Genomic DNA, 24,091 nt, shown 5'->3' with positions numbered 1-24,091 from the left:
GCCCGCCGGCCGGGGCCGCGCCGATACCCTTATACGCACGACGAGTGGATACGAGCACCGCCGATATCGACGAACCCCGCGGCCACACCCGCCTCGTCACCATCGGGTAACACCGGGACCCGGACGCCTCGCCGCCTGCCGAGACACAGCGCATTTCAGGCCGTGGTCCGGTGGAACGTTCAATACGATTCGAGCCGCTCCAGGACGGCGAGCACGAGAACCTGGGTCGCCGCGACCACCTGGTCGCGAGCGCGGCGGCGATCGTCGAGCAGCCACTGGGTGGCGACGGTGGTGATGGCGCCGATGATGCCCTCGGCAATGATCTGCAGCTGCGCCGGCGGTAGCGGGCACACCGAGAACGCCTCATCGGCCAGCGCTCGCACCGAGGTCCCGAAACGTTCTGTCTGCGCGGCGTATGCCGTATCGATCGATGCGCTGACACCGAGGATTTCCAGCAGGGTGATCCGGGCGTGCCTGGGATCGTTGTCGATCGCGCCGAAATATCCGGCCAGTGCCGCGTGCAGTCGCGCGCCCATCGAGTCGGGTGCGGCGATTACCGCGTCGACCATCTCCTGATGGATCTCACCGGCGCACCGCTGATAGCAGGCCAGCAACAGAGCTTCACTGTCGGAGAACGATTCGTAGAAGTAGCGCTTGGACAACCCCGCTTGCGCGCAGATCTGTTCGATCGTAGTGCTGCGGTGCCCGACGGTGCCGAAAAGGTCGATACCCGCGTCGATCAGGCGCTCGCGCCGGGCCGCGACACGTTCGTGCGCCGCGGCTCCTCGATATGCGCGCGATGGGCTCGACATATCTGGATGTTGACACAGCTCATTCCCGTCAGGAAACTGGAACCACGCAGTTCCTGAAACGCCCGGCATGTGCGCGGTCGCCGCGTCGACACCGGAAGGCATACCGATGACGGCCAATACAGCAGAATCGACCGAATCCACCGTGCGGGCCCGCCCCGGTTTCCTGCATTACGCCGCGCTACTGACCCCCAACGCACTGTCGGCCGCCCGCCTGCCCCTGGACCGCGACGTCAGGCCACGCGTCGACCGGATCACCGAGGTCGCCCGTGGGGTTCGGCGCGCGGGTCGCCGGCGGATGCGCGGTCTCGTCGCCGCACCCGGCGGGCGACTGCGCTGGCGATCCGTACCGGAACCCGGACTGCCCGGCCCGGAGGGCGCCCTGGTCCGCCCCATCGCGGTCGCCACCTGCGATTTGGATCGCGCAATGATGCTGGGCCGCACCCCATTTCCGTTACCACTGCATCTCGGGCACGAATGCGTCGCCGAGGTCACCGATATCGGCGACGCGGTGACCTCGATACACGTCGGAGATCGAGTAGTGGTGCCGTTCCAGATCAGCTGCGGCCGATGCCAGGCGTGCCGCGCGGGTTTCACCGGAAGCTGCCGTTCGGTGCCGCCGGCCGCGATGTACGGATTCGGGATCACCGGCGGGCTCTGGGGCGGAGCACTGGCAGATCTCCTCGCCGTCCCGTACGCCGACGCCATGCTGGTTCCCCTGCCCGGCGGTGTCGAGCCGGCGGCCGCGGCCGGGGTCGGCGACAACATCTGCGATGCCTACCGTCAGGTCGCGCCACATCTACCGGGTCTGCTCGCCACCGACCCCGATGCCGAAGTCCTCATCGTCGGCCGGATCGACAGCCACAACCCGCTCACCTCCAGCACGCCGCTCTACGCGGCCCAGATCGCCCGTGCCCTCGGCGCCCGGAATATCAGCGTTGTCGACGGCCGCGCCGCGGTGCGTGCACGTGCCGAATCGCTCGGTGTCCGAGCCCTGGATCCGCGCCGGCACCGGTCCTGGCCCACGGCCCCGCTGACGGTCGACAGCACGGGCACACCCCGGGGCCTTCGGCGAGTACTGGCGCATACGGCGCCCGACGGGATCTGCACCTGTGTGTGGTCGCTGCATCGCCGGGCGAGTATCCCCTTGGCGGCGGGCTACGTCCGCAACGTCACCCTGCACGTCGGGCGCAGCCATGTCCGCGCCGTGATGCCCGATGTACTCGACCTCATGGCCACCGGCCGGCTCCGGCCGGAACTGGTGACAACGCTGGTCGCCGGATTCGACGATGCGCCGGAGGCACTGCGGGAGCACTGCCACGGTGACGCGATCAAAACCATCCTGACAGCCTGAGTGCCGTTATCCGGCCGGAGAGTACGGCGATCCGGTCAGGCGCGCGAACCGGCGCCCGGCCGTTGCGCGCTGTACCCGCCGGATCCCGCCGACCTCCGCGCGAACCGGCCGGACTGTTCCCGGACGGCGGCGCGGTAGCGGTCCGCGATCAACCGGACCACGGCGGGGTGCACGCCGATCGGATCGGCGACCCCGGTCGCGCCGACCCGCTGGAGGCGTTCGTGGAACAGACCGTGCGCCAAGAGGTACGACGCGATGAACACCCGTTCCTGCCCCTCCGCGCGCAGTCGCGCCACCACCTCGGGGACCCGCGGCGCGCCTGTGGCGACATACGCCGTACGTACGGGTGTCGCGAGTTGCGCGGTCAGCATGGCGGCGGCCCGGCGTACATCGGCGCGGGCGCGCGGGTCCGAGGAGCCGGCCGCCGCGAAGACCACGGCATCGCCCGGATTCCAGCCGGCCGCGCGCAACCGCACGGCCATGATCCGGGCCAGCGCCGGGTCGGGGCCCATCGCGGGCGTAACCGTCACCGCGGGATGAGCGCTGTCGCCCACTTCCCTCGGTACGTCCTGATAGACGTGGTACCCCGAAGCCAGGAATGCCGGAACAACCACGGCCGGAACAGGATTCGCCGAGTTCTCGGACCTCGCGGTGAGGTCGCGCAGCACTTCCGACGGCGCGGGACCGAGAACGTCGACGAACGCCGTGCGAACCACCGCGCCCACAGCGGGCGCACCGGTGGTGGCCGGTTCCGAAGGTGGTTCGGCGATACAACCGCACCCCGGGAACCCGTGCGCGCCGGGAAGGATCGCCGCCCGCCGATCCCGGTTACTCGCCCCACCGGCAGAGCCGTGTGCGCAACCCGTCCCGGATCCGTCCGGCCGACGACCCAATTCACGACCCACCGCCTCGGCCAGCGCGGCGATCATCTCGACCCCCTTACCGCTGCGGGTTCCGTGCGCCACCAGGACCAGCGCGGGAACCTCCGGCCGACCCGGCCCAGGCGCCTCCTGCCGACCTGATCCGGGCGCCTCCGGCGCGGTCACCCGGGCACCACCGTCCGCACATAGCGGGTGTTACGGGCCGGAACTGCGGCCGGCGGCACGGTGGGTTCGGCATTGTTGTCGGTACATTCGGCGGGATCCATCGCCAGCCGGTAGCCCCGTTTGACCACCGTCTGGATCGCCTTCGGCGCTCCCAGCCCCGCCCGCAAACGGGCGATCGCGGTCTCCACCGCGTGCGTATCGTCGCCACCACCGGGCAGGGCGGCCAGCAGATCCTCCCGGGAGACGACACGACCGGGATGCCGGGCCAGCGAACGCATCAGCGCCATCGGTGCGGGTGCCAGCTGTTTCACCGTGCCGTCCACCACCACGCACGCACCGCGCACGCTGATGGTGTGACCCGCGGCGTTGATCCGGCCGGCGCGGCGCGGCAGCTCCTCGGCCACATGGCGGGCAAGAGCACCCAGCCGCGCCCGGCCGGGCATGGTGACCGGCACGCCGAGTTCCTCCAGTGGCGCCGCGGTGATAGGGCCGACGCAGGCCGCCGGGACCCGGCTGCGCAGGGCGTGCAGCAGCCCCTCCAACACACCGGTTTCCTTGGCGCGCATCAGCATCGACGCCACCGCCGGAGCACTCGTGAAGGTCACACAGTCGATCGCGGAGGTGACAATGGCCTCGATCATATTGTCCATCGGGCCGCGATCGGCCGGCGGTTCCCACCGGTACACCGGCACCGGCACCACATCCGCGCCCGCGCAGCGCAGCACCTCACAGAAGTCCGGGATCGGTTCCCATTCGGTGGTCGCGCCGTGCAACTGGACCGCGATCCGCACCCCTTCGACCCCTTCGGCGAGCAGATGGTCCAGGACCTCCGCCGAGGATTCGGAGGCCGGCGACCACTCCTCACGGAGTTCCGCGGCCCGGATGGCTCCCTTGGCCTTGGGACCGCGGGCGAGCATGCGGGTACCGCCCAGGGTGGAGCGCAGTTGCTCGGCCAGCCCCCAGCCCTCGGCGGCCTCCATCCAGCCCCGGAATCCGATACCGGTGGTCGCCACGGCGATCCGCGGCGGGGCGGCGACAAGCTCCTCAGTCACCCGTTGGAGTTCGGTGTCGTCGGCCAGCGGGATGATCCGGATGGCCGGCGCGGACACGATCGCCGCACCTCGGCGGGTGAGCAGGGTCGCGAATTCCTCGGCGCGCCGGGCTGCGGTGATGCCGATGGTGAATCCGGCCAGCGGGGCGCTCGTATCCGGGACCGTCATACCGGAATGCCGCTCGTGGCCACGATGGCGGGTTCATCGGAGATCGAGACGAGTCCGTCGTCCACGCGTACGGAATATACCGGCAGCGACGTGGTGTCGTTGTCCAGGCACCGCCCGTCGAGCAACGAGAACGCCTGCTTCAGCAACGGCGACGCGACCACCGGCTCACCGCCGCGGTCGCCGACGATCCCGCGCGACATCACCGCCGCGCGGCCGAAGGGGTCGATATTGCCGACCGCGAACAGCGTGCCCTCGGGCAGCAGGAACAGCGCGGCCTGCTCACCATTGGGCAAAAGCACCGCGACTCCGCGTCCGGGGATCAGATAGTCGAGTCGGCAGGCCTGCGTCCACCGGGTGGTGGCCGGGGCAACTCCGGGTGTATCGACAATTGTCATGATGCCTCCTTCGAAGGCGGTACATATGGCCGTCGGAGGCCGCGGCGCCGGTGGAGGTATCGCTTCATCGCTGGTCTCCTCCACATGCCTTACCCATTGGTACCGACGTCCTGTTTCCTGGCGGTTAAGCCGTCATTTCCCACTCGTAGCGATAGCGCCGCCACGACTCCGCGCCTACGCTCCTTTGCTGCCCACGGGCATGCCCGGCAGGCCGAGCAGCACCGGAACCTTGCGTTCGCCGCTGTCGTCGAACGAGATGGTCGGATCAGCTTCGGCAGGGGCGTTGACGAAGGAGACGAAGCGCGACAGCTTCTGCTCGTCGTCGAGCACCGCGGCCCATTCGTCGCGGTAGCCGGCCACATGCGCTTGCACGGCCGCTTCCAGGTCGGCTGCGATCCCGAGACTGTCCTCGCAGACCACCTCGCGGACATAGTCGATACCGAGGTCCTCCTGCCACGGTGCGGTGCGCTGCAGCCGATCCGCGGTGCGGACGTAGAACATCAGATAGCGGTCGATATAGGAGATCAGTGTCTCGTCGTCGAGATCGCCCGCCAGCAGCACCGCGTGTTTCGGGGTCAGGCCGCCGTTGCCGCCGACGTAGAGGTTCCAGCCGTTCTCGGTGGCGATCACACCCACGTCCTTGCCGCGGGCCTCGGCGCATTCGCGGGCGCAGCCCGAAACGGCCAGCTTCAGCTTGTGCGGCGACCGCAGACCACGGTAGCGCTTCTCCAGCAGCACGGCCATCCCCACCGAATCCTGCTGACCGTAGCGGCACCAGGTGGAGCCGACGCAGCTCTTCACGGTGCGCAGCGCCTTCCCGTAGGCATGCCCGGATTCCATTCCGGCGTCCACCAGGCGCTTCCAGATGAGCGGCAGCTGTTCGACCCGGGCGCCGAACAGATCGATACGCTGACCGCCGGTGATCTTGGTGTAGAGACCGAACTCCTTGGCGACCTCACCGATCACGATCAACTGCTCGGGCGTCACCTCACCACCCGGCATCCGCGGCACCACCGAATAGGTGCCGTTCTTCTGCATATTGGCCAGGAAGTGGTCGTTGGTGTCCTGCAGCGCGGCCTGTTCGCCTTCCAGAATGTGATCGCTGGAGGTGGAGGCCAGGACGGAGGCGACAGTCGGCTTACAGATATCGCACCCCGAACCCTTCCCGTGCCGGGCGATCAGCTCGGAGAAGGTGCGGATACCGGTGGCCTGCACGATCTGGAACAGTTCGGCGCGCGACTGCTCGAAATGCTCACACAGCGCCTTGGACATCTCGACGCCGGACTGTTCGAGCACCTTCTTGATCATCGGCACACAGCCGCCGCAGGAGGTACCGGCCTTGGTGCACGCCTTGATAGCCGGGATATCGCAGGCGCCCTCGCCGATGGCACCGCATATCGCGCCCTTGCTCACATCGTTGCAGGAGCAGATCTGCGCTTCGTCGGGCAGTGCGTCCGCACCCAGTTCCGCGCCGGCCGGGGAGATCAGCGCCGCGGGTTCGGCCGGCAGCGGCCGGCCGACCAGCGGACGCAGCGCGGCGTACTGGGTGGCGTCGCCCACCAGGATCCCGCCGAGCAGAGTCTGGGCGTCGTCGGAGATAACCAGTTTCGCGTAGGTGCCCCGGGCAGCGTCGTGCAGCACCACCGACAGCGCGCCCTCGGTCTTACCGTGGGCGTCGCCGAAGCTGGCGACATCCACACCGAGCAGCTTCAGCTTGGTGGACATATCGGCGCCCGGGAACTCCCCGGCGCCGCCCAGCAGCCGGTCGGCCACGATCTCGGCGGTGGTGTAGCCGGGGGCGACCAAGCCGTAGCAGACGCCCTCGATCGCGGCGCATTCGCCGATCGCGTAGATATTCGGATCGGAGGTGGCCAGGCCCAGATCGGTGATGATGCCGCCGCGCGGACCCACCTCGAGGCCCGCGTCGCGCGCGATCTGGTCCCGCGGGCGGATACCCGCGGAGAACACCACCAGGGCGGCGTCGATCACCTGATCGTCGGACAGCGTGATCCGCAGCCGCTCGGCCGGTCGGGCTTCCTCGGCGCGCTCGATACCGGCGGTGCCCACCCCGGTGTGCACCCGCAGCCCCAGATCGGTGACCAGGCTCTCCAGGATCGCGCCGCCGCCCTCGTCGACCTGCGCCGGCATCAGGCGGTCGTTGTACTCCACCACGTGCGGAGTCAGCCCGAGCAACCGCAGCGCGTTGGCCGCCTCCAGGCCGAGCAGACCGCCGCCGACGACCACACCGTGTGCGCCCGGACCGGCCGCCTCGGCGGTGGCCTTGATGCCGTCGAGGTCTTCCAGAGTGCGGTAGACGAAGCATTCCGGGTGTTCGTGCCCCGGCACGGGCGGCACGAACGGATAGGAACCAGTGGCCAGGACGAGCGCGTCGTAATCGAGCACCTCACCGCCCGTGGTGGTGACCTTCTGCGCGTCCTTGTCGATCGTCTCGGCACGCTGCCCCAGGCGCAGATCCACCAGCTCGTCGCCGGTGTACTCGTTACCCGGTAGCGCCAGCGACGCCGGATCCCAGGCGCCCACATAGGAGGACAGGCCGACCCGGTCGTAGGCGGCCAGCTTCTCCTCGCCGAGCACGACGACCTGCCAGCTACCCGCCTCGTCCCGGGAGCGGAGCGCCTCGACGAACCGGTGCCCGACCATGCCGTGGCCGGCGACGACGACTGTTTTGCGCTGTGCGTTCATGGTGTCCTCCGTGGAGATCCGGTATCAGACCGACGACCGGGCGGACCGGGATTCGGTGGGCTTGGCTGTAGTGCGGGTGCCGGATTCGGCCCGTCGGACCAGGGCCTCGGCCGCGGCGACGATTTCGCGGTCGGCCACCGGGCGGCCGGGACGGCGCAGGAACACCGTCCAGGTGACGAGGGCGCAGGCGATGTAGAACGCCATGAACACCCAGAAAGCGGTGGTCGCGGACTGTGTCGAGGCGTACGACGACCGCAGCACCAGGTTGATGCCCACACCGCCCAGCGCGCCGATGGCGCCGACGAATCCGATGAGCGCACCGGAGGTGTTCTGGGCCCAGGCCGCACGGTCCGCGGGACTGGCGTCGAGACTGCGGGATTTGGCGTCGAAAACCGACGGGATGATCTTGGTGACCGACCCGTTGCCGACACCGGACAGGATGAACAGCGCCACGAACCCGGCCACCAATACCGCCAGCACCGGGCCGGAGAACCCGGTATCGGAACCGTCGGCGACCGTCGACGCGACGGCCACCACAACGGCCGCGACCATCATGGCCGCGAAGGTGAACAGGGTGACCTTGCTGCCGCCGATCCGATCGGCGAGCTTGCCGCCGTACGGGCGGGCCAGCGATCCGAGCAGCGGCCCGATGAACGCGATCTGCGCGGCATGCAGCGTCGCCGCCGCGGCGGTGGCCCCGCCGGCCACGAAACTGATCTGCAGGATCTGGCCGAAGGCGAAGCTGTAACCGATGAACGAACCGAACGTTCCGATATAGAGAAACGAAACCGCCCAGGACTGCGGCACTTTCAGCGCGGTGAGCATAAAGGACAGATCGGCCTTCTGATTCGGCAGATTGTCCATGAACAGCGCCGCCCCGAGTCCGGCCAGGACGACCAGCACCAGGTAGGCCGCACAGATAACCGAGGCGTATTCGTTGCCGAGTGCGGCGATGATCAGCAGACCGAACAGCTGGATGACGGGCACGCCGATATTGCCGCCACCCGCGTTCATTCCCAGGGCCCAGCCCTTGAGCCGCTGCGGGTAGAAAGCGTTGATATTGGTCATCGACGAGGCGAAATTGCCGCCGCCCAGACCGGCGAACGCCGCCACGATCAGGAAGGTCGTATAGGACGTACCGGGCTGGTTCACGAAGTAGAGCGTGAGCAGCGTCGGGATCAGCAGCGCGGCGGCGCTGAACACCGTCCAGTTGCGACCACCGAACCGGGCTGTCGCGACCGTGTACGGGATACGCAGGATCGCGCCGACCAGGGTCGGTACCGCGACGAGGAAGAATTTGCCGGCCGCGTCGATACCGTAGGTCTCCGCCGGCATGAACAGCACCATCACCGACCAGATGGACCAGATCGAGAATCCGATATGTTCGGCGACAACCGACCAGATCAGGTTGCGCGTGGCGATCTTCTTACCGCCGGCCTCCCAGGCCGCGGTGTCCTCTGCGTCCCAGTGCTCCAGTTTCGGCCGCCGGAAGAACGCCGATACGGCGCCGCGGCGGCTTTCTGTCTGTGTGCTCAAGGGGCCTCCCAACGTGGTTCGACCCCACGTTAGGAAACAGGTATTGCCGCAATGCTGCCCAAAATGACCACCGAATCAACGGTTTCTCACGCGGTCCGAATCGCACAGGTGAGAAACCGGCACTTGTTAACTCGGTGTCACAGAAGCGTTTCCGAGCGTCAAGAAATGCCCATTTTCGCCGATCGGCGCGGTGAGGGGCTGCGGAAATGATGACCGGCGTCACTCCCACGCGCAACTCGGGGAGAGAATCCGCGCCGGCACCGGGCCCCGGCCGCAACGATTCAGGACACGGCGGGGCTGTCCTCCAGCAGTCGCGGTTTACACGCCTGCCATGCCCCGATCAGCAACACCACCACCGAGACACCGAGCAGTGCGAACGGTGCCGTCCAACCACCGGTCACGGTGTGCAGCATCCCGAACACCAGGGGTCCGATACAGGCCAGCGCGTAACCGACGCCCTGCGTGAACCCCGACAGCGCGGCCGAACCGGCGGCGGTCCGGGTCCGCAGATTGATCAGGGTGAGCGCCATCGGGAAGGTGCTGGGGCCCAGGCCGAGGATGACCACCCACAGCACCGGCGCGCTCATCGGCGCGACCAGCAGGCCGGCGAAGGCCACGAGGAAGCACACCGCGCAACCCACGGCCACCGGGAAAGGATTGGCCAGGCGGGCCGCGACGGTCGGCGCCGTCAGCGCCGCGATCAGGCCCATGAGCGCGAACAGCGCGACCATCGAACCGCCGAAGGCGGCGTCCGCACCCGCGTCGGACAGGATCGTCGGCAGCCAGGTGAACACGGAGTAGGTGGTCAACGAGGTCATACCGAACATGGCCGACATTCCCCAGGCCAGCGGCGAGCGCCACAGCTTGGGCGCCGGTCCGGACGCCGCGGGTAGTCCGGTCGTATCCGCCTTATCGTGTCCACGCCGGCCGCGTATGACGCCGATCCACGGTACGGCGGCGGCGAAACCGAGCAGCGCCCACACTCCCAGCGAGACCCGCCATCCGTGCGCCTCGGCGAGCGGAACGGCCACCAGGGCGGGCAGGACGGTGCCGATCTGCACCATGGTGATGTAGAGCGCGCTCACTGTGGCGACCCGATCGGGGAAGTACCGCTTGACCAGCGGCGGGACCACGATATTGCCGATACCCATCCCGCCGAGGGCGAGCGCGGAGAACAGCAGTAGTTCGGTGGTTCCCGAGACCAGCACGCGAGCGAGCATGCCCAGGCCCGCCGCGGTCATCGCGGCCAGCACGGTCCACTCCAGGCCGAGCCGTCGCACCAGCAGGGGCGTCAGCAGGCCGGTCACCGAGAACATCAGGGTCGGGATCATGCCGAACACACCGACGACCGCCGTGGAGTAACCGATATGTTCGCCGATTTCCTCGGCCAGCGGAGTGAAGGCGGTGACGGCGACCCGGAGGACGAGCGCGGACATGATGATGGCTGCCAGTACCAGGAGGCGACCCTCGATAAGGGTGCGACGCCGGCCCGTGGTGAACGGGTCGGCCGGACGGGTGGCCTCGGGCAGCGCTGCAGTCACCGAGAAATCATAGGATGACCCTATGAGTGGGACAAGGGAGTTGTGACGGGCGGTACTCTGTCGACGTGCAAAGCGTACGCCGCACCAGCCTCATCGCCCAGGTCACCGAGCAACTGAAAGACGATATCCGCTCGGGACGCTGGCCGATCGGCACGCGGATCCCCACCGAACCCGAACTCGCCGAACTGACCGGTACCGGCCGCAATACGCTACGCGAGGCCGTCCAGGCCCTGGTACACGCCGGCATGCTGGAACGGCGCCAGGGTTCGGGTACCTATGTCATCGCCACTTCCGAGGTCGGCAGCACCCTTGCCAAGTACTTCGGCGAGGCCGCCGAACGCGATGTCCTGGAATTACGCCACGGCCTGGAAGCCACCGCGGCCGCGCTGGCGGCCCACCGCCGCGACGAATCCGATATCGCCGCGATGAAGCAGCTGCTCGAGGAACGCAACCGGCTGTGGCATATCGATCGCGCGGCCGCTATCGAAGCCGATGTGCAACTGCACCGCGCGATCGTGGTCGCCAGCCATAACGCGGTCTATCTGGAGTTCTACGATTCCGTTCTCGGCACTATCGAATCCTCGATCCGATCGCGTACCGCCCGGATCGAGGACTGGTACAGCGCCGAGCACAGCGAACTGGTGCAGGCCATCACCGACGGTGACGCCGAACGCGCGGCCAAGACCACCCGCTGTTTCCTCGACGCCCTGCTGGCCGACTATCCCGACCGCTGAAGTTCCAGCGACGTTACGTAGCAATCACCCGGATATTCCGCGCCCGTGAGCGGGATTTGCGCCGATCGTCATTGCGCGCTATTCGGTTGAAACACCCGGCTTCTAGCGTTTTCTCACGTCACAACACCGCACTCGACCGCCCGGCCGCCCAGGCCGGGCACCCCGGTTCCGGCGGGATGTCGAGCCATGACGAGAGGGGCGCCGATGACCGCGATTGTCGACACCGGCCATCAATCACCCGATACAGCAACATCTTTCACCCACCAGCGGCGCGGGCGCTGGATCGAGCGGTGGGAACCCGACAACGAGCGGTTCTGGGAATCCGGCGCCGACCGTACCGCCCGCAAGAACCTGACCTTCTCGGTATTCGCGGAGAACCTGGGATTCAGTATCTGGGTCATCTGGGCCAGCGTCGTCACGAGTATGGGTGCCGCCGGGTTCTCCTTCCTGGACGGTCTGGGCAGCGGTAACCCGGTGGCGGTGAGCAATGCCCTGCTGCTGACTTCCATTCCGACACTTGTCGGTTCGACTCTGCGGATCCCCTACACCTTCGCCATCCCACGCTTCGGCGGGCGCGCCTTCACCGCGTTCAGTGCGGGCATGCTGCTGATCCCCACCCTCGGGCTGGTGTTCTTCATCAACCAGCCCGCGACCCCGATGTGGGTTTTCGTACTGCTGGCCGCACTGTCCGGGTTCGGCGGCGGCAACTTCTCCTCGTCGATGGCCAATATCTCGTTCTTCTTCCCGGACGGCAAGAAGGGCGCGGCGCTCGGCATCAACGCCGCCGGCGGCAACCTCGGCGTGGCCCAGACCCAGCTGCTGCTGCCGCTGCTGATCACCCTGGGCACCCATCTGACCGCGAAGGACGCGGCCGGATACCGGTTCGGCATCACGCTGTCGGTACTGATCTGGGTGCCGTTCATCCTGGCGGCCATGTTCGCCGCACTGCGCTATATGGACAGTCTGGCCACCGCGAAATCCGACGGCCGCTCCTACAAACTCGCCCTGACCAACCGGCACACCTGGGTGATGGCCTTCCTGTACATCGGCACGTTCGGGTCGTTCATCGGCTTCTCGTTCGCGTTCCCGACCCTCATCAAGGCCAATTTCCCCGACCTGGCGAATATCGGCTGGATCAGCACCATCGGTAACCTCGCGTTCCTCGGCGCGTTCGTCGGATCGTTCTCCCGGCCCTTCGGTGGCTGGCTCTCGGACAAACTGGGCGGCGGCGCGAAGATCACCATCGCGGTGTTCGCCGGTATGGCGGTCTCCGTGGCCCTGATCATGGCCGCACTGGAGATGCAGAGTTTCCCGCTGTACCTGCTGGCCTTCCTGGTCCTGTTCGTGCTCACCGGTATCGGGAACGGCTCCACGTATCGGATGATCCCGTCCATCTTCAGTGCCGAGGCCAAGAAGTACGCGGCCGAGCACGGAATGGATCACGCCGAATCGGCCGCGTCGGCGAAACGGCAGGCCGGTGCGGCGATCGGGGTCATCGGAGCGGTCGGGGCGTTCGGTGGATTCGTCCTGCAGCAGGCACTGCGCCTGTCCAACACCAACTTCGGCAGCATGGAACCGGCCTTCTGGGCCTATGCCGGGGCGTTCCTGGTGATGGCCGGAGTCACCTGGTGGTTCTACCGCCGCACGTCCTTCGCCGCGGCCCGGGTTCCCTCCCTGGCCTACGCCAACGTGTGACACGGCGCAGCCGCACGCGCGAGCCGGCCGGTCGGATACCGGCCGGCTCTCGCGATATCCCCGGTCACACCATGAATCGCACCATATCGGCGGTACGCACCAACCCCGGTAGCGCCTCCGGGGTCGACCGGGGATGCAGCACATGCACCGCCAGCCGGAAGATCACCGCGCGCAACAGCATCTGCGGCCATTCGGGCAGATCGGCCCACCGTTCCAGCAGACCTTCGTCGGCACCGCCCCACGACAGCGCATCCACCACGATCACCCCCGCTGCCCACGCCGGCGGCCGCCAGTACGGGGTGATATCGGTGAGCGCCGGAGTCTGCGCGCCCGCGAACAACACGGTGCCGAAGAGATCCCCGTGCACGAGTTGCGCCGGCGTATGGACCGTTCTGCGCAGCGTGGCGAGCTGTCCGATCAGTTCGAGACTGTGCCGGCCGTCCGGGGAGTTCTCCATCACCGCGCCCGCCGCCCGCAGCGTCCGCAGCGGCACCGCCTCCCACGCCGCCCGGTCCGCGGCCACGAAAACGTCCACGTCCAGCCACGGTGTCACCGGCGGCTGGGACAGGAACCGGGGCCGGTCCAGGGTCGCGGTCGCCTTGTGCAGCCGCAGCGATACCGAGACCACCTCGTCGTGCCGGGGCTCCGGCGACCCGGTCATATAGGTATCGCAGCGCCAGCCCGACACCACATACCGTCCGTCGGTGGCCCGCACCGGCCGGGCCAGGCGCAAACCGTCCACTCGCAGGCTTTCCCGGGTCTTCGCCGACCACGCCGCCCGGGCGTGATCGGCGACGGGACTGAGCACCACATCACCGAGGCGCCAGCCGCCCTCCCAATCACCGAGGGCGACCGGGCTCATTTCGCGCAGACCGAATGTGGCCCGCACATGCTCGGGGGGTTCGACTGTGGTGGTCACGGCCGTACCGTACTCCCGGGGCCGAGCCGCTACAGTGCGCCACACCGTGCCGTAGCCGGGCCGCGACACGCCGACCCGGCACGTCCGAACGGGGAGGCTCCACCGCCTCCCCGTTCCCCGGCTCAGTACACCGGCAGGGAGGGATCCACCTGATGGGCCCAAGCGATAACGCCACCTTGCAGGTGGGTCGCGTCGGCGAATCCGGCGCGTTTGAGCGCGGCCAGCGCTTCGGCCGAACGCACCCCGGTCTTGCAGTGCAGCACGATCTTGCGGTTCTGCGGCAGTTCGGACAGCGCCTCACCGGAGAGGATCCGATCCTTGGGGATCAGCGTGGCGCCCTCGATATGCACGATGTCCCACTCCACGGGTTCGCGCACATCGATCAGTTCCACATCGCCGGCGTCGAGCATGTCCTTGAGTTCCCGGGCGGTGATCGTCGACCCGGCCGCCGCGGCCTGGCCCTCTTCCGACACCACACCGCAGAATGCCTCGTAATCGATCAACTCGGTGATCGGCTGGCGGGCCGGATCGCGGCGCAGTTTGATCGTCCGGTAGCTCATATCGAGTGCGTCGTACACCATGAGCCGCCCCAGCAGCGGGTCACCCATACCGGTGATCAGTTTGATCGCCTCGGTGACCATGACCGAGCCGATGGAAGCGCACAGCACCCCGAGCACACCGCCCTCGGCGCACGACGGCACCATCCCCGGCGGCGGGGCCTCCGGGTACAGATCGCGATAGTTGATCCCGCGATCGTCCGGGGCGTCCTCCCAGAACACCGAGACCTGCCCTTCGAACCGGTAGATCGAGCCCCATACGTACGGCTTACCGGCCAGCACGGCGGCATCGTTCACGAGGTAGCGGGTGGCGAAGTTGTCCGTGCCGTCGACGATCAGGTCGTATTCGCGGAACAACTCCACCGCGTTCTCCGGTTCCAGCCGGATCTTGTGCAGGCGCACGTCGATCCCGGAATTGATCTCCAGAATCGAATCGCGGGCACTATCGGCCTTGGGCCGGCCGATATCGGATTCACCGTGGATGACCTGCCGCTGCAGATTCGAGGCATCGACTTCGTCGAATTCGACGATGCCCAGCGTCCCCACCCCGGCGGCAGCGAGATACAGCAGGGCAGGCGAACCGAGGCCGCCCGCACCGATCACGAGCACCTTCGCGTTCTTCAGCCGTTTCTGCCCGTCCATCCCGAGATCGGGAATGATCAGGTGGCGACTGTACCGGGCGACCTCGTCCTTGGTCAGCTCCGCCGCGGGCTCCACAAGCGGGGGCAGGGACTTCGGTGATGACACGTCTGCGAACTCCTCGTATCGATAGCCGGGTGGCGGTGTGTGCGCTGGTGCGGCTGTATGGGCGGTGGCCCGTAGCCGATGCGGCGGCCGGTCGCATCGACGTCGGTTCCGGGTACAACGCGGCCGCGCCGAGCATTCTTCCCGCGGCTCGCGGGCGCCCCGCGCCCGGGCTCAGCCGCCGCCCCGCGCCCGGGCTCAGCCGCCGCCCCGCGCCCGGGTTCGGCCGCCGTTCTGTCCCGGGTTCAGCCGCGCGGATACGGCCAGGGGTTGAAGCGGCAGGTCTTACCGTCCATCGGCACCACTCCGAACGGGTCGAGGGAGGCGATCTCGTTGTTCGCCGTACCGAAGGTCTGCTGCATCATCACCGGCGCCAGCCCTCCTTCGCTCTCACACGGCTGATGCGCGTGATAGCCGATGGCGTGACCCACCTCGTGATTGATCTGGTACTGACGGTAGGAACCGATATCGCCGTCGAACGCCGGCGCCCCGCGCACCCAGCGCGCCTCCGACAGCACCACCCGGGTCTGATCGGAGTTGTAGCAGGAGGAATCGATCGGGATATCGAAACCGCAGGCCGTGCGGGTGGTATCCCGCGCGGTGAGCGAGATACGGAAATCCGGGACCCCGCGGTCGATGCGCTGGAACGCGAACTTGCGGTCGTGCACCCAGCTCTTCGGGTTACCGAGGGTGGATTCGACCAGCTGGGCCACGGAATCGTCACCACCGAACGCCCGGGTGTCGATACCGTTCTCGATTTCGACCGTATAGGTGAAGGTGTACTGCTCACCCGCACCGACCCGCGCCGAGCTGCCGGGGACGATCCGCCAGTCACCTTTACCGGCTTCGGTGAATTTCCCGCCCTCGGGCAAGGCACCGATGGGCAGATCCTCGGGGAAATGCCCGTCACCCGGCGGAGCGCCGATAACTCCGGCGCTCGCCGGCGGCGTCCCCAGCGCGCCCAGTGCCGGATCCGCGGGATCGGCATGCGTCCCCGGCCCGGCACGGACGGCGTCGACCACTACGAAGGCGGTGAGCGCCAGCAATAACGGAAGCGCGTACGCGCGCCAGCCGTAGCGTGCGGCGAAACGCCGCAGACGCGTCCATCCGCCGTTGCCCGAGCCGGCGCCGGCGCCACGTGACGGTGACGCGGTGGGATCCCACTGCGCGCGCAGCGGCTGCCGGGACTCGTCCACCCGCGCGACCGCGGACCCGGCCTCGGCCTCGGTGGGCTCGGCGACCGCGAGGTCTGGATCGTGGGGGCGGTGCGCGTCGCGCCCGCCGCCGGAGGATCGGTCCGGTCGGTCGGTCACGGGGTCCACACTCTCACAGGCCCTCTGTACCGGGGTCAACGGCGGTGGTCGAGGTAGCCGCGGGGGCTTTGGTCCGGACCGATCGGCGGGGTGTTCGCAGCACACCGCGCCGATCCCGGCCGGTACCGGGTTCCGCGACCCGGGTCGGCAACAGCACTGTGAGCGAGTATGGTGCTCGAAAGACCCGGTACACACCCCTTTGCCGGGGAATCGACTGGGAGATCCGAATATGACCGACCTCGTGGACCGGATGACGTCGCGCTCCTCGTCCGGCACCGCCCCCAAACGTGGCACCCGGCTTCCACGTGACGAAAGACGTCAGCAGCTGCTGATCGCCGCCAGCGAAGTTTTCGTGCTCCGCGGCTACCACGCCGCCGGAATGGACGAGATCTCCCAATGCGCCGGCGTCAGCAAACCGGTGCTCTACCAGCACTTCACCAGCAAACTCGAACTGTATCTGGCTGTCCTGCAGAACTATGTCGACATGCTGGTCTCGAGTGTGCGCCAAGCGCTGCGCTCCACCACCGACAACAAACAGCGGGTCCGCGCGGCCGTCGCCGCCTACTACGATTTCGTGGACAACGAGATGCAGGGTTTCCGCCTCGTTTTCGAATCCGATCTCACCAACGAACCCCAGGTGCAGCGCCGCGTCGAACAAGCCACCGAAGCCTGCGTAGACGCCGTGTACGACCTGGTCGCCCACGATTCCGGGCTGGACCCCTACCGGGCCCGGATCCTCGCCGTGGGCCTGGTGGGCGCCAGCCAGTTCACCGCCCGGTACTGGCTCGAGGCCGACCGCCCCATCCCCAAGGACGAAGCCGTCGACACCACGGTCGCGCTGGCCTGGGGCGGCCTCAAGCACGTCCCACTTCATCCGATGCCGTAACGCACGAAGCCCCCGCCGATCGGCGGGGGCTTCGAAGTTTCCGGACCCCGGCCTCAGACCGCGGCGAATCCGACCTTGCCACCGGTGACGGCCCCGATCTCCACATAGGCGACCTTCGTGGCCTGGATCAGGTACTTCCGCCCCTTCTCGTCGGCGAGAGCGAGGACCCCGCTCGTGGCACCCAGCGCCTCGGACACCAGAGCCTCGACCTCGTCCGGGGTCTGCGAGCTGGCGATCACGAGTTCACGCGGGCTATCCGAAATACCGATCTTGACCTCCACGGCCAACCTCCGAACCTAGAGTCCTGTGCTGTCCCCGCAAGGTTAGTTGAGCCCCCGATCAGGCCGGTACACCCCCGGCTGCGCCCTCAGTGAACAAGCCACCTCCACCAACCCGGCGCGTCCGCTAAAGCCCCAGCACCGCCATCCGCTCGGCATGCGCCGCCTGCATCCGGTCGAAAAGCGTCGCGATCCCGTTCAGATCCCCCGTCGCCGCGAGAACCAGTTCCGTCAATTCATCACGCTGCGCCATCACATACTGAGCCTGCGTGATCGCCTCACCCAGCAGACGCCGGCCCCAGAGAGTCAGACGGTCACGTTCCGAGCGGCTCGCCGCCACCGCCCCCCGGACCTCCTCGATCACGAACTCCGAATGCCCCGTCTGCGCCAGCACATCCCGCACCACGGCCGCGACCTCCGGACTCAGCGCCCCCGCGATCTCACGGTAGAAATCCGCCGCGATCCCATCGCCGACGTGGAACTTCACCATCGATTCCAGCCAGGTCGACGGGTCCGTGGAGCGATGGTAGTCATCCAGCGCCCGAGTGAACGGGGCCATCGCCGTGTACACATCCGCACCGCGTTCGGTGAGCGCCGATTCGAGTCGTTCGAAGTGCGCGAGTTCCGCGGCCGCCATCCGGGCCACCGCGACCTTTCCGCGCAGCGTCGGCGATAACGCCGCCTCCTCGCTGAGCCGGTAGAACGCGGATATCTCGCCGTAGGCCAGTACCGCGAACAGATCGGTGACACCCGCATGCTCGGCGGGAATCGCGGACGTGGCCGGCTCGTTCGGCGTAACACCCGGCGCGGCGGGTGACTGTGCTCCCATGGAACTCCAGCGTAGTACCTGCCGAATACCGGCGACCGGGGTCACGCCGGTGTGGTGAGGAACTTGTCGAGGTAGGCCCAGGTGGTATCGCGGGCGGTGGCGCCGGTCAGGATCGCCAGATGACCGCCGGGCGCGGTCTCGTAACGCACCGATCGGGCACCGGTGAGAGTGTGCAGGCCACGTTCGACCGCGCGGGCCGGGGTGATCACATCCGACGGCCCACCGACCAGCAGCACCGGCGCCGTGATATCGGCAAGGCGGATCCGCTCGGACCCGAAGCGGACCTCCCCGCGGCCGATCTCGTTGCGGAGCACCAGCCGGTTCCACAGCTGCTGATACGTCCGCCCGGGATAGCCCGGCATATCCGCCATGAACCGGTCGATCGCCTCCATCCGCGCCAGCGATTCGGTGCGCGCCAGATTCCCCGCCACGAACCAGGGCCGCTTGACCTCCCGATCCCAGGCGGTGATCCGATACGCGAGCTGGGTCAGCGGCGCGGGAACACCACCTACCGCGCCGAGTACAGCACCCACGGCGGCGCCGGTGCCGGTACGCCGGGCGAGCGCGGCCAGCTGCGGTGTCCCGGGCATCGCGTTGTAGTCCAGCGGCGACCCGATCGCGGTGATGGACCGGATCGGCAGGCCGGTGTCGGCGGCGGCCGCCAGCAGCGCCATCGTGCCGCCCAGCGACCAGCCGACGAGATCCACCTGCGGTTCCCCGTCGCCGCCGACCCGATCGGCGGCGGTACGCCGGATGGCTTCCGGGATGATGTCGTGCACCCAGTCCTCGAACCCCATCCCGCGGTCGGCGTAGGTGATCTCGCCGTAGTCGATGACGTAGGGCGCGCGCCCGGTCTCGAGCAGGAACTCGGCCAGGCTCTGACCGGGCCGCAGATCGAAGCAGCTGGCCGGCGCGGCCAGCGGCGGGACCAGCAGGACAGCGGGATTCGAACGGTCTCGACCGGCGACCGGGGCGGGCTCGTACCGCCGCAACTGACGATGCGGTTCGTCCCACAGCACGGTCGCGGGTGTGGGCCGGGGACCCTCGACACCGTCACCGAATGTCAGCGCCCACGCGTTACGCGCGGCCAGCTCGACGGCCCGAGTCAGTGCGCCCTCGGGATCGACCACACGCACGGCACGATCCGCCAGGGCAATACCTCGATCTGCGATACTCACGATCCGATTATCGCGTGGCTACCGGGGGCGCTGGTCGGGGGCCGGTCAACCCTGTGTCTCCACTCTGGGCGGGTCGCTGCGCTGTGTCTACGGCGGCAGCCACCGGCGTCGCGGTGGCGGGGCCCTGTTAACCGTGTGAGCGGCGTGAATCGTGCGCTCACCGTGGTCTCGGGGTGCACCACGTGCTCACCGTGGTCTCGGGGTGCACCACGTGCTCACCGTGGTCTCGGGGTGCACCACGTGCTCACCGTGCTCCCGGAGTGCACCACGTGCTCACAGTGCTCCCGGAGTGCACCATCCGTGAAGGGGCGGGCTGTAATTTTGGAGCCGCTCCGCGGCTCGAGGGCGGGGCCCCGGGTAGCCCGGTTCTTCACTCCGGCGCTCAGTCGCTGCGCTCCTTCGCTCTGTCGCTCCAGAACCGGGCGGGCCCCGCCCCGGAATGGTGGCCGTCCGACGAGGTAGGGACACGCCGAGCGGCGGTGTCGAGTTCAGGGGCCCTTGAAAGTTCCATAACGCCGGTTGAACACGCCCAGTGGTGGCGCGGAGACACCGTGCCTCGCCCCGATCGAACGTGCCCAGCGGTGGTGCCGAGTCTTACGAAGCCCTTGGAGGTTTTGGCCCGGCCCTGCTTTCAGCGCTCGAAGCGGATGCGGCGAAGCCGCGAGTCTCGAGTGCTGAAAGCAGGGCCCGAGGGGGGCCGAAACCCCGCGCGCCGGAGGCGCGCCAAATAACACAGCACCCCTCCGCGGACCAGGGCACCGAAAAGCCCAGCTACAATCGCTAGCGGACATCCGAAGAATTCGGCCGATCCGTTGGAATCGGCAGCGCCGAGAGTCGCGCACCGCGGGTGCGCCGAGCGGTGGAGCGGAATTCCGCGGGGTCCACGGAAAATGTGCGCGCACCAGATCCGCATCACCGATGCGCTGCGCCGATGTCCGAGCTTCGCTGCCCGATCGCGGGCATCTGCCGACATCCGGCGGCGGCCCGGGTGAATATCGCAGGGCGGATCCGTGGTCGTCGCGGACCGGCCGGTCCGCCCCACGCCTCGTGCGCGTGTAGCGCGATACGAGGGAAGGCACGAACCTGAGCAAGATCACAGTCGAACCGGAACCGGGTCTGGCGGAAACGCTGCTGACAGCCGAGCTGGACGCCGGACATACCGCACCGACTTTCACCGAATTGGGTGTGCGTGACGAAATTGTCCGCGCATTGGGTGAGATCGGTATCGAACGTACTTTCGCAATCCAGGAACTCACCCTGCCGCTGGCCTTGGCCGGTGAAGATCTCATCGGCCAGGCCCGGACCGGCATGGGTAAAACCTTCGGGTTCGGGGTTCCGCTGCTGCACCGGATCAGCACGATCGAATCCGGTACCAGCCCGCTGGACGGCACTCCCCGCGCCCTGGTCATCGTGCCGACGCGCGAATTGTGCCTGCAGGTGACCAAGGATCTCGAGAACGCGGCGAAATACGTCACCAGCGACCGGGGCCCCTTGCGGGTGACCTCGATCTACGGTGGCCGCCCGTACGAATCGCAGATCGCGGCCCTGCGCGAAGGCGTGGATGTCGTGGTGGGGACACCCGGACGTTTGCTGGACCTGGCCGATCAGCAGCATCTGATCCTGGGCAAGGTGGGCGTCCTGGTCCTCGACGAGGCCGACGAAATGCTCGATCTGGGCTTTCTCCCGGATATCGAACGCATTCTCGGCATGGTGCCCGATAAACGGCAGACCATGCTGTTCTCGGCGACCATGCCGGGCCCGATCATCACCCTGGCCCGTACATTCCTGACCCGGCCGACGCATATCCGGGCCGAGGAACCCCACGATTCGGCGGTCCACGATCGGACGGCCCAATTCGTCTACCGGGCACACGCTCTCGACAAAGGCGAATTGATCGCGCGGATACTGCAGGCCGAGGGCCGCGGTGCCACGATGATCTTCACCCGCACCAAACGCACCGCCCAGAAGGTCGCCGACGAACTCGGTGAACGCGGATTCGCGGTCGGCGCCGTGCACGGTGATCTCGGGCAGATCGCCCGCGAGAAGGCATTGGCGAAATTCCGCAAGGGCACCATCGATGTCCTGGTGGCCACCGATGTCGCCGCGCGCGGTATCGATATCGACGATGTGACCCATGTCGTCAACTATCAGTGCCCCGAGGACGAGAAAACCTATGTGCACCGCATCGGCCGCACCGGCCGGGCCGGCCGGACCGGTGTCGCCGTCACTCTGATCGATTGGGACGAACTCACCCGCTGGGGCGCGATCGACGCCGCGCTCGGGCTGGGCATCCCGGAACCGGTGGAGACGTATTCGCGGTCACCGCATCTGTTCTCCGATCTCGGGATCCCCGAGGGTGTCACGGGTACCGTGGGCGCGCGGAAACCGGAGCGCGAACCGGATGCCGTGGTGGTCGAACGCCCCGCGCGGGCGCCGCGCAAGCGCAACCGGAAGCGCACCCGCGGCGGCCAGTCGGTCGACGCGGGCACGGCCACAACCGATTCCAGCAGTGCGACAGGCACCGGCGAATCCGACGCCGGCGATACCGGCAGCTCGGCGAGTTCCGGCACCGAATCCGGTCAGACCGACGCCCCTGCCCGCCGACGGCGGCGCCGGCGTCGCTCCGCGGCGGGCGACGATATTCCGAGCGGCGATACCGCCGAGGCCGGCGATACCGAAACAGCCGAGCCCGCCGGCGCCGAGAGCGCCGATAAACCGGCCCGGCGCAGGCGCCGCCGGAAACCGGCCGCGCAGGACGCGACCGGCGGCGAGGCATCGGCCGACGGCGCCGCGGACGATTCGGTCCGCACGGCGCAGGCCGCGTCGAACGGCAGCACACCGCAGGATTGATCCGCGGCGAGAACCGGTCCCGGGCCGGCGGTCATCGGACCGCCGGCCCGGTCCGTATCAGTACCGGTTCCGCCGCACGCGGCCGTCGTTCGCCGGCCGGATACATCGGCGACATCCGTCAGGTGTGCCGCCGTATCCGGTCCGGACGTGCGCGGGCTGCGAATGGGCTGTCCCGAAGCACCCATTAAGCTCGCGTACGTGCTCGCACCAGAGCGGCGAACGCGCGCCGATGTCATCACCGCTGCCGCGATCGCTGTCGTCGTGGTGATCGCGGTGGTGGTGGCATGGGTGAGCAGCGATGCCGCCGGTACCGAATCGGTTGTCGCCGACCGGCCGGCCGGGCCCCCGGTGGCGGCCGGAGAACTCCCCGGCGAACTGCAGGAACTATGGCGCGCGCCCGATACCGCCACCACCCGTGCGCTCACCTCCGAGGGTGTGGCCGTCACCGGGGAAGGCGGCACGGTCACCGGGCACGATCTGCGGACCGGTGCACAGGTGTGGCGATACACCCGCGATCTGCCGCTGTGCGGCGTCGAGGCGCAGTTCGGGATGGTGATCGCGGTCTATCGCAGTGATCGCGGCTGCAGCGAGACCACCATGATCTCCGCTGCCGACGGCCGCCGCCGGACCGCGCGCAGCAGCTATATGGACGATCAGGTCCGGCTCTCCGTGGACGGCACCTACGTGGTGGCGCAGGGGCCGCGGCGGCTGGAGGTTTGGCGCTCGGACCTCGTCCGCACCCTCGAATACGGTTACGTGGACGCCAAAGAGAACTGGAAGACCCAGCCGCGTCAGGGTTGCGACCTGCGCTCGGCCGCCTCCAGCCCGTCCCGGCTGGTGGTACTCGAACGGTGTCCGGACGATCCGTCGAATCGGCTCACCGTCCTGGCCCCGGCACCGAAGGACGACAATGTGCCGGAGGAGTACGGCTCACGGATTCTGGAGGGGCCGGGGGCGGATTCGCCCGATGCGCGTGTTGTCGCGGTATCCGACAACAGGATCGCGGTCTATCAACCCGGCACCGCCGGACCCGATCCGGCCGCCCCGCGCCTGACGATATTCGATGCCAAGGGCACTCCGATTGTGGTGCAGGAACTCTCGGCTCCACTCGACGAAACCAGTACCGCCACACGGATCGGTTCGGCAGTCCTGGTATTCACCGGGAACAGCGTAATCGCACTGCAGGCCGGAACTTTCGAACCGTTGTGGACCGCGGCCGACGCGCTCGGCACACCGGCGCTCATGGCCGACCGGCTGCTGATCCCCGTCCCCGGCGCGATCGCGGCCCTCGATCCGGCCGACGGTGCCGAGGTAGCCCGGATTCCGGTGGATCGGCCGGGTTATGGCGGCGGCCCGATCTCCCTCGCGGTCCTGGGCAATACGGTGTTCGAACAGCGCGACGGCCAACTCGTCGCGCTGGGCGACCCCGATGCCGCCGATACGGGTGAGGCCGATACCGGCCGACCGGCAAAACCACTGCGGTGAAACGTTTTTGTCGGTACCC

The 24,091-nt window shown here is 68.1% G+C and carries 19 protein-coding genes; 6 read left to right on the top strand and 13 right to left on the bottom strand.

All coding sequences use genetic code 11. The features are described 5' to 3' along the window. Positions 1 to 179: 179 nt before the first annotated feature. Positions 180 to 812 carry a TetR/AcrR family transcriptional regulator gene (locus ABZ827_RS24000; protein WP_357240594.1) on the bottom strand — a complete coding sequence of 211 codons (633 nt, stop codon included), beginning with the start codon at positions 810 to 812 and terminating at the stop codon, positions 180 to 182. A 106-nt stretch (positions 813 to 918) separates the two neighbouring features. Between ABZ827_RS24000 and ABZ827_RS23995 the strand changes: the two genes are divergently transcribed. After that, positions 919 to 2,163: an alcohol dehydrogenase catalytic domain-containing protein gene (locus ABZ827_RS23995; protein ID WP_357240590.1), complete on the top strand. Its 1,245-nt coding sequence runs from the start codon at positions 919 to 921 to the stop codon at positions 2,161 to 2,163. Between the two features lie 35 nt (positions 2,164 to 2,198). Here the strand turns inward: ABZ827_RS23995 and ABZ827_RS23990 are convergent, their stop codons facing one another. From ABZ827_RS23990 to ABZ827_RS23965, 6 genes are all read right to left on the bottom strand, one after another. Further along, positions 2,199 to 3,092, bottom strand: coding sequence for a sirohydrochlorin chelatase (locus ABZ827_RS23990; protein ID WP_357240733.1), 894 nt, complete (start codon positions 3,090 to 3,092; stop codon positions 2,199 to 2,201). Between the two features lie 113 nt (positions 3,093 to 3,205). Continuing rightward, a complete protein-coding gene (locus ABZ827_RS23985; protein WP_357240587.1) occupies positions 3,206 to 4,429 on the bottom strand; it encodes a uroporphyrinogen-III synthase in 1,224 nt (407 codons plus the stop codon). Next, positions 4,426 to 4,824, bottom strand: coding sequence for a nitrite reductase small subunit NirD (gene nirD / locus ABZ827_RS23980; protein WP_357240584.1), 399 nt, complete (start codon positions 4,822 to 4,824; stop codon positions 4,426 to 4,428). Before nirD ends, ABZ827_RS23985 begins: the two co-directional genes overlap by 4 nt. Before the next feature lie 174 nt (positions 4,825 to 4,998). Next, complete coding sequence (nirB, locus tag ABZ827_RS23975) at positions 4,999 to 7,527, bottom strand: nitrite reductase large subunit NirB (RefSeq protein ID WP_357240581.1); 2,529 nt, start codon at positions 7,525 to 7,527, stop codon at positions 4,999 to 5,001. Between the two features lie 24 nt (positions 7,528 to 7,551). Further along, entirely contained in the window at positions 7,552 to 9,063 is a 1,512-nt protein-coding gene (locus ABZ827_RS23970) for a nitrate/nitrite transporter (protein ID WP_357240579.1), read from the bottom strand. A 281-nt stretch (positions 9,064 to 9,344) separates the two neighbouring features. Next, complete coding sequence (locus ABZ827_RS23965; protein ID WP_357240730.1) at positions 9,345 to 10,499, bottom strand: MFS transporter; 1,155 nt, start codon at positions 10,497 to 10,499, stop codon at positions 9,345 to 9,347. Between the two features lie 170 nt (positions 10,500 to 10,669). Here ABZ827_RS23965 and ABZ827_RS23960 point away from each other — a divergent pair, with 170 nt between their 5' ends. Together ABZ827_RS23960 and ABZ827_RS23955 are read left to right on the top strand one after the other, a co-directional pair. Then, positions 10,670 to 11,338 carry a FadR/GntR family transcriptional regulator gene (locus ABZ827_RS23960; RefSeq protein WP_357240576.1) on the top strand — a complete coding sequence of 223 codons (669 nt, stop codon included), beginning with the start codon at positions 10,670 to 10,672 and terminating at the stop codon, positions 11,336 to 11,338. A gap of 204 nt (positions 11,339 to 11,542) precedes the next feature. Then, a complete protein-coding gene (locus ABZ827_RS23955; RefSeq protein WP_357240573.1) occupies positions 11,543 to 13,033 on the top strand; it encodes an MFS transporter in 1,491 nt (496 codons plus the stop codon). Positions 13,034 to 13,097: 64 nt separating this feature from the next. Here the strand turns inward: ABZ827_RS23955 and ABZ827_RS23950 are convergent, their stop codons facing one another. The 3 genes from ABZ827_RS23950 to ABZ827_RS23940 form a co-directional block, all read right to left on the bottom strand. Next, positions 13,098 to 13,952: a TIGR02569 family protein gene (locus ABZ827_RS23950; RefSeq protein ID WP_357240570.1), complete on the bottom strand. Its 855-nt coding sequence runs from the start codon at positions 13,950 to 13,952 to the stop codon at positions 13,098 to 13,100. Positions 13,953 to 14,074: 122 nt separating this feature from the next. Continuing rightward, on the bottom strand, positions 14,075 to 15,256 hold the full coding sequence (moeZ, locus tag ABZ827_RS23945; RefSeq protein ID WP_357240567.1) for an adenylyltransferase/sulfurtransferase MoeZ: 1,182 nt from the start codon (positions 15,254 to 15,256) through the stop codon (positions 14,075 to 14,077). A gap of 242 nt (positions 15,257 to 15,498) precedes the next feature. Next, on the bottom strand, positions 15,499 to 16,566 hold the full coding sequence (locus ABZ827_RS23940; protein ID WP_357240564.1) for a DUF3152 domain-containing protein: 1,068 nt from the start codon (positions 16,564 to 16,566) through the stop codon (positions 15,499 to 15,501). A 229-nt stretch (positions 16,567 to 16,795) separates the two neighbouring features. Here ABZ827_RS23940 and ABZ827_RS23935 point away from each other — a divergent pair, with 229 nt between their 5' ends. Continuing rightward, a complete protein-coding gene (locus tag ABZ827_RS23935) occupies positions 16,796 to 17,452 on the top strand; it encodes a TetR/AcrR family transcriptional regulator (protein ID WP_357240561.1) in 657 nt (218 codons plus the stop codon). Between the two features lie 53 nt (positions 17,453 to 17,505). Here the strand turns inward: ABZ827_RS23935 and ABZ827_RS23930 are convergent, their stop codons facing one another. The 3 genes from ABZ827_RS23930 to ABZ827_RS23920 all read right to left on the bottom strand — a co-directional run bounded on the left by ABZ827_RS23930 (position 17,506) and on the right by ABZ827_RS23920 (position 19,737). Further along, the gene (locus ABZ827_RS23930; RefSeq protein WP_357240727.1) at positions 17,506 to 17,733 is read right to left on the bottom strand and encodes a DUF3107 domain-containing protein; all 228 of its coding nucleotides are present in this window, start codon (positions 17,731 to 17,733) and stop codon (positions 17,506 to 17,508) included. A gap of 124 nt (positions 17,734 to 17,857) precedes the next feature. Next, positions 17,858 to 18,559 carry a ferritin-like fold-containing protein gene (locus tag ABZ827_RS23925; protein ID WP_357240559.1) on the bottom strand — a complete coding sequence of 234 codons (702 nt, stop codon included), beginning with the start codon at positions 18,557 to 18,559 and terminating at the stop codon, positions 17,858 to 17,860. 41 nt (positions 18,560 to 18,600) lie between these two features. Next, on the bottom strand, positions 18,601 to 19,737 hold the full coding sequence (locus tag ABZ827_RS23920; protein WP_357240556.1) for an alpha/beta fold hydrolase: 1,137 nt from the start codon (positions 19,735 to 19,737) through the stop codon (positions 18,601 to 18,603). A 1,083-nt stretch (positions 19,738 to 20,820) separates the two neighbouring features. On the opposite strand from ABZ827_RS23920, the gene ABZ827_RS23915 reads away from it, so the two are divergent. After that, positions 20,821 to 22,587: a DEAD/DEAH box helicase gene (locus ABZ827_RS23915; protein WP_357240724.1), complete on the top strand. Its 1,767-nt coding sequence runs from the start codon at positions 20,821 to 20,823 to the stop codon at positions 22,585 to 22,587. A gap of 198 nt (positions 22,588 to 22,785) precedes the next feature. After that, entirely contained in the window at positions 22,786 to 24,072 is a 1,287-nt protein-coding gene (locus ABZ827_RS23910) for a PQQ-binding-like beta-propeller repeat protein (protein WP_357240552.1), read from the top strand. Positions 24,073 to 24,091 lie beyond the last annotated feature (19 nt).

The sequence above is a fragment of the Nocardia sp. NPDC019395 genome (genome assembly GCF_040632335.1).
In the GTDB taxonomy this organism is placed as follows: domain Bacteria; phylum Actinomycetota; class Actinomycetes; order Mycobacteriales; family Mycobacteriaceae; genus Nocardia.
Note: the sequence above shows the minus strand (reverse complement) of the source record. Positions and strands in the feature narration are given on the sequence as shown.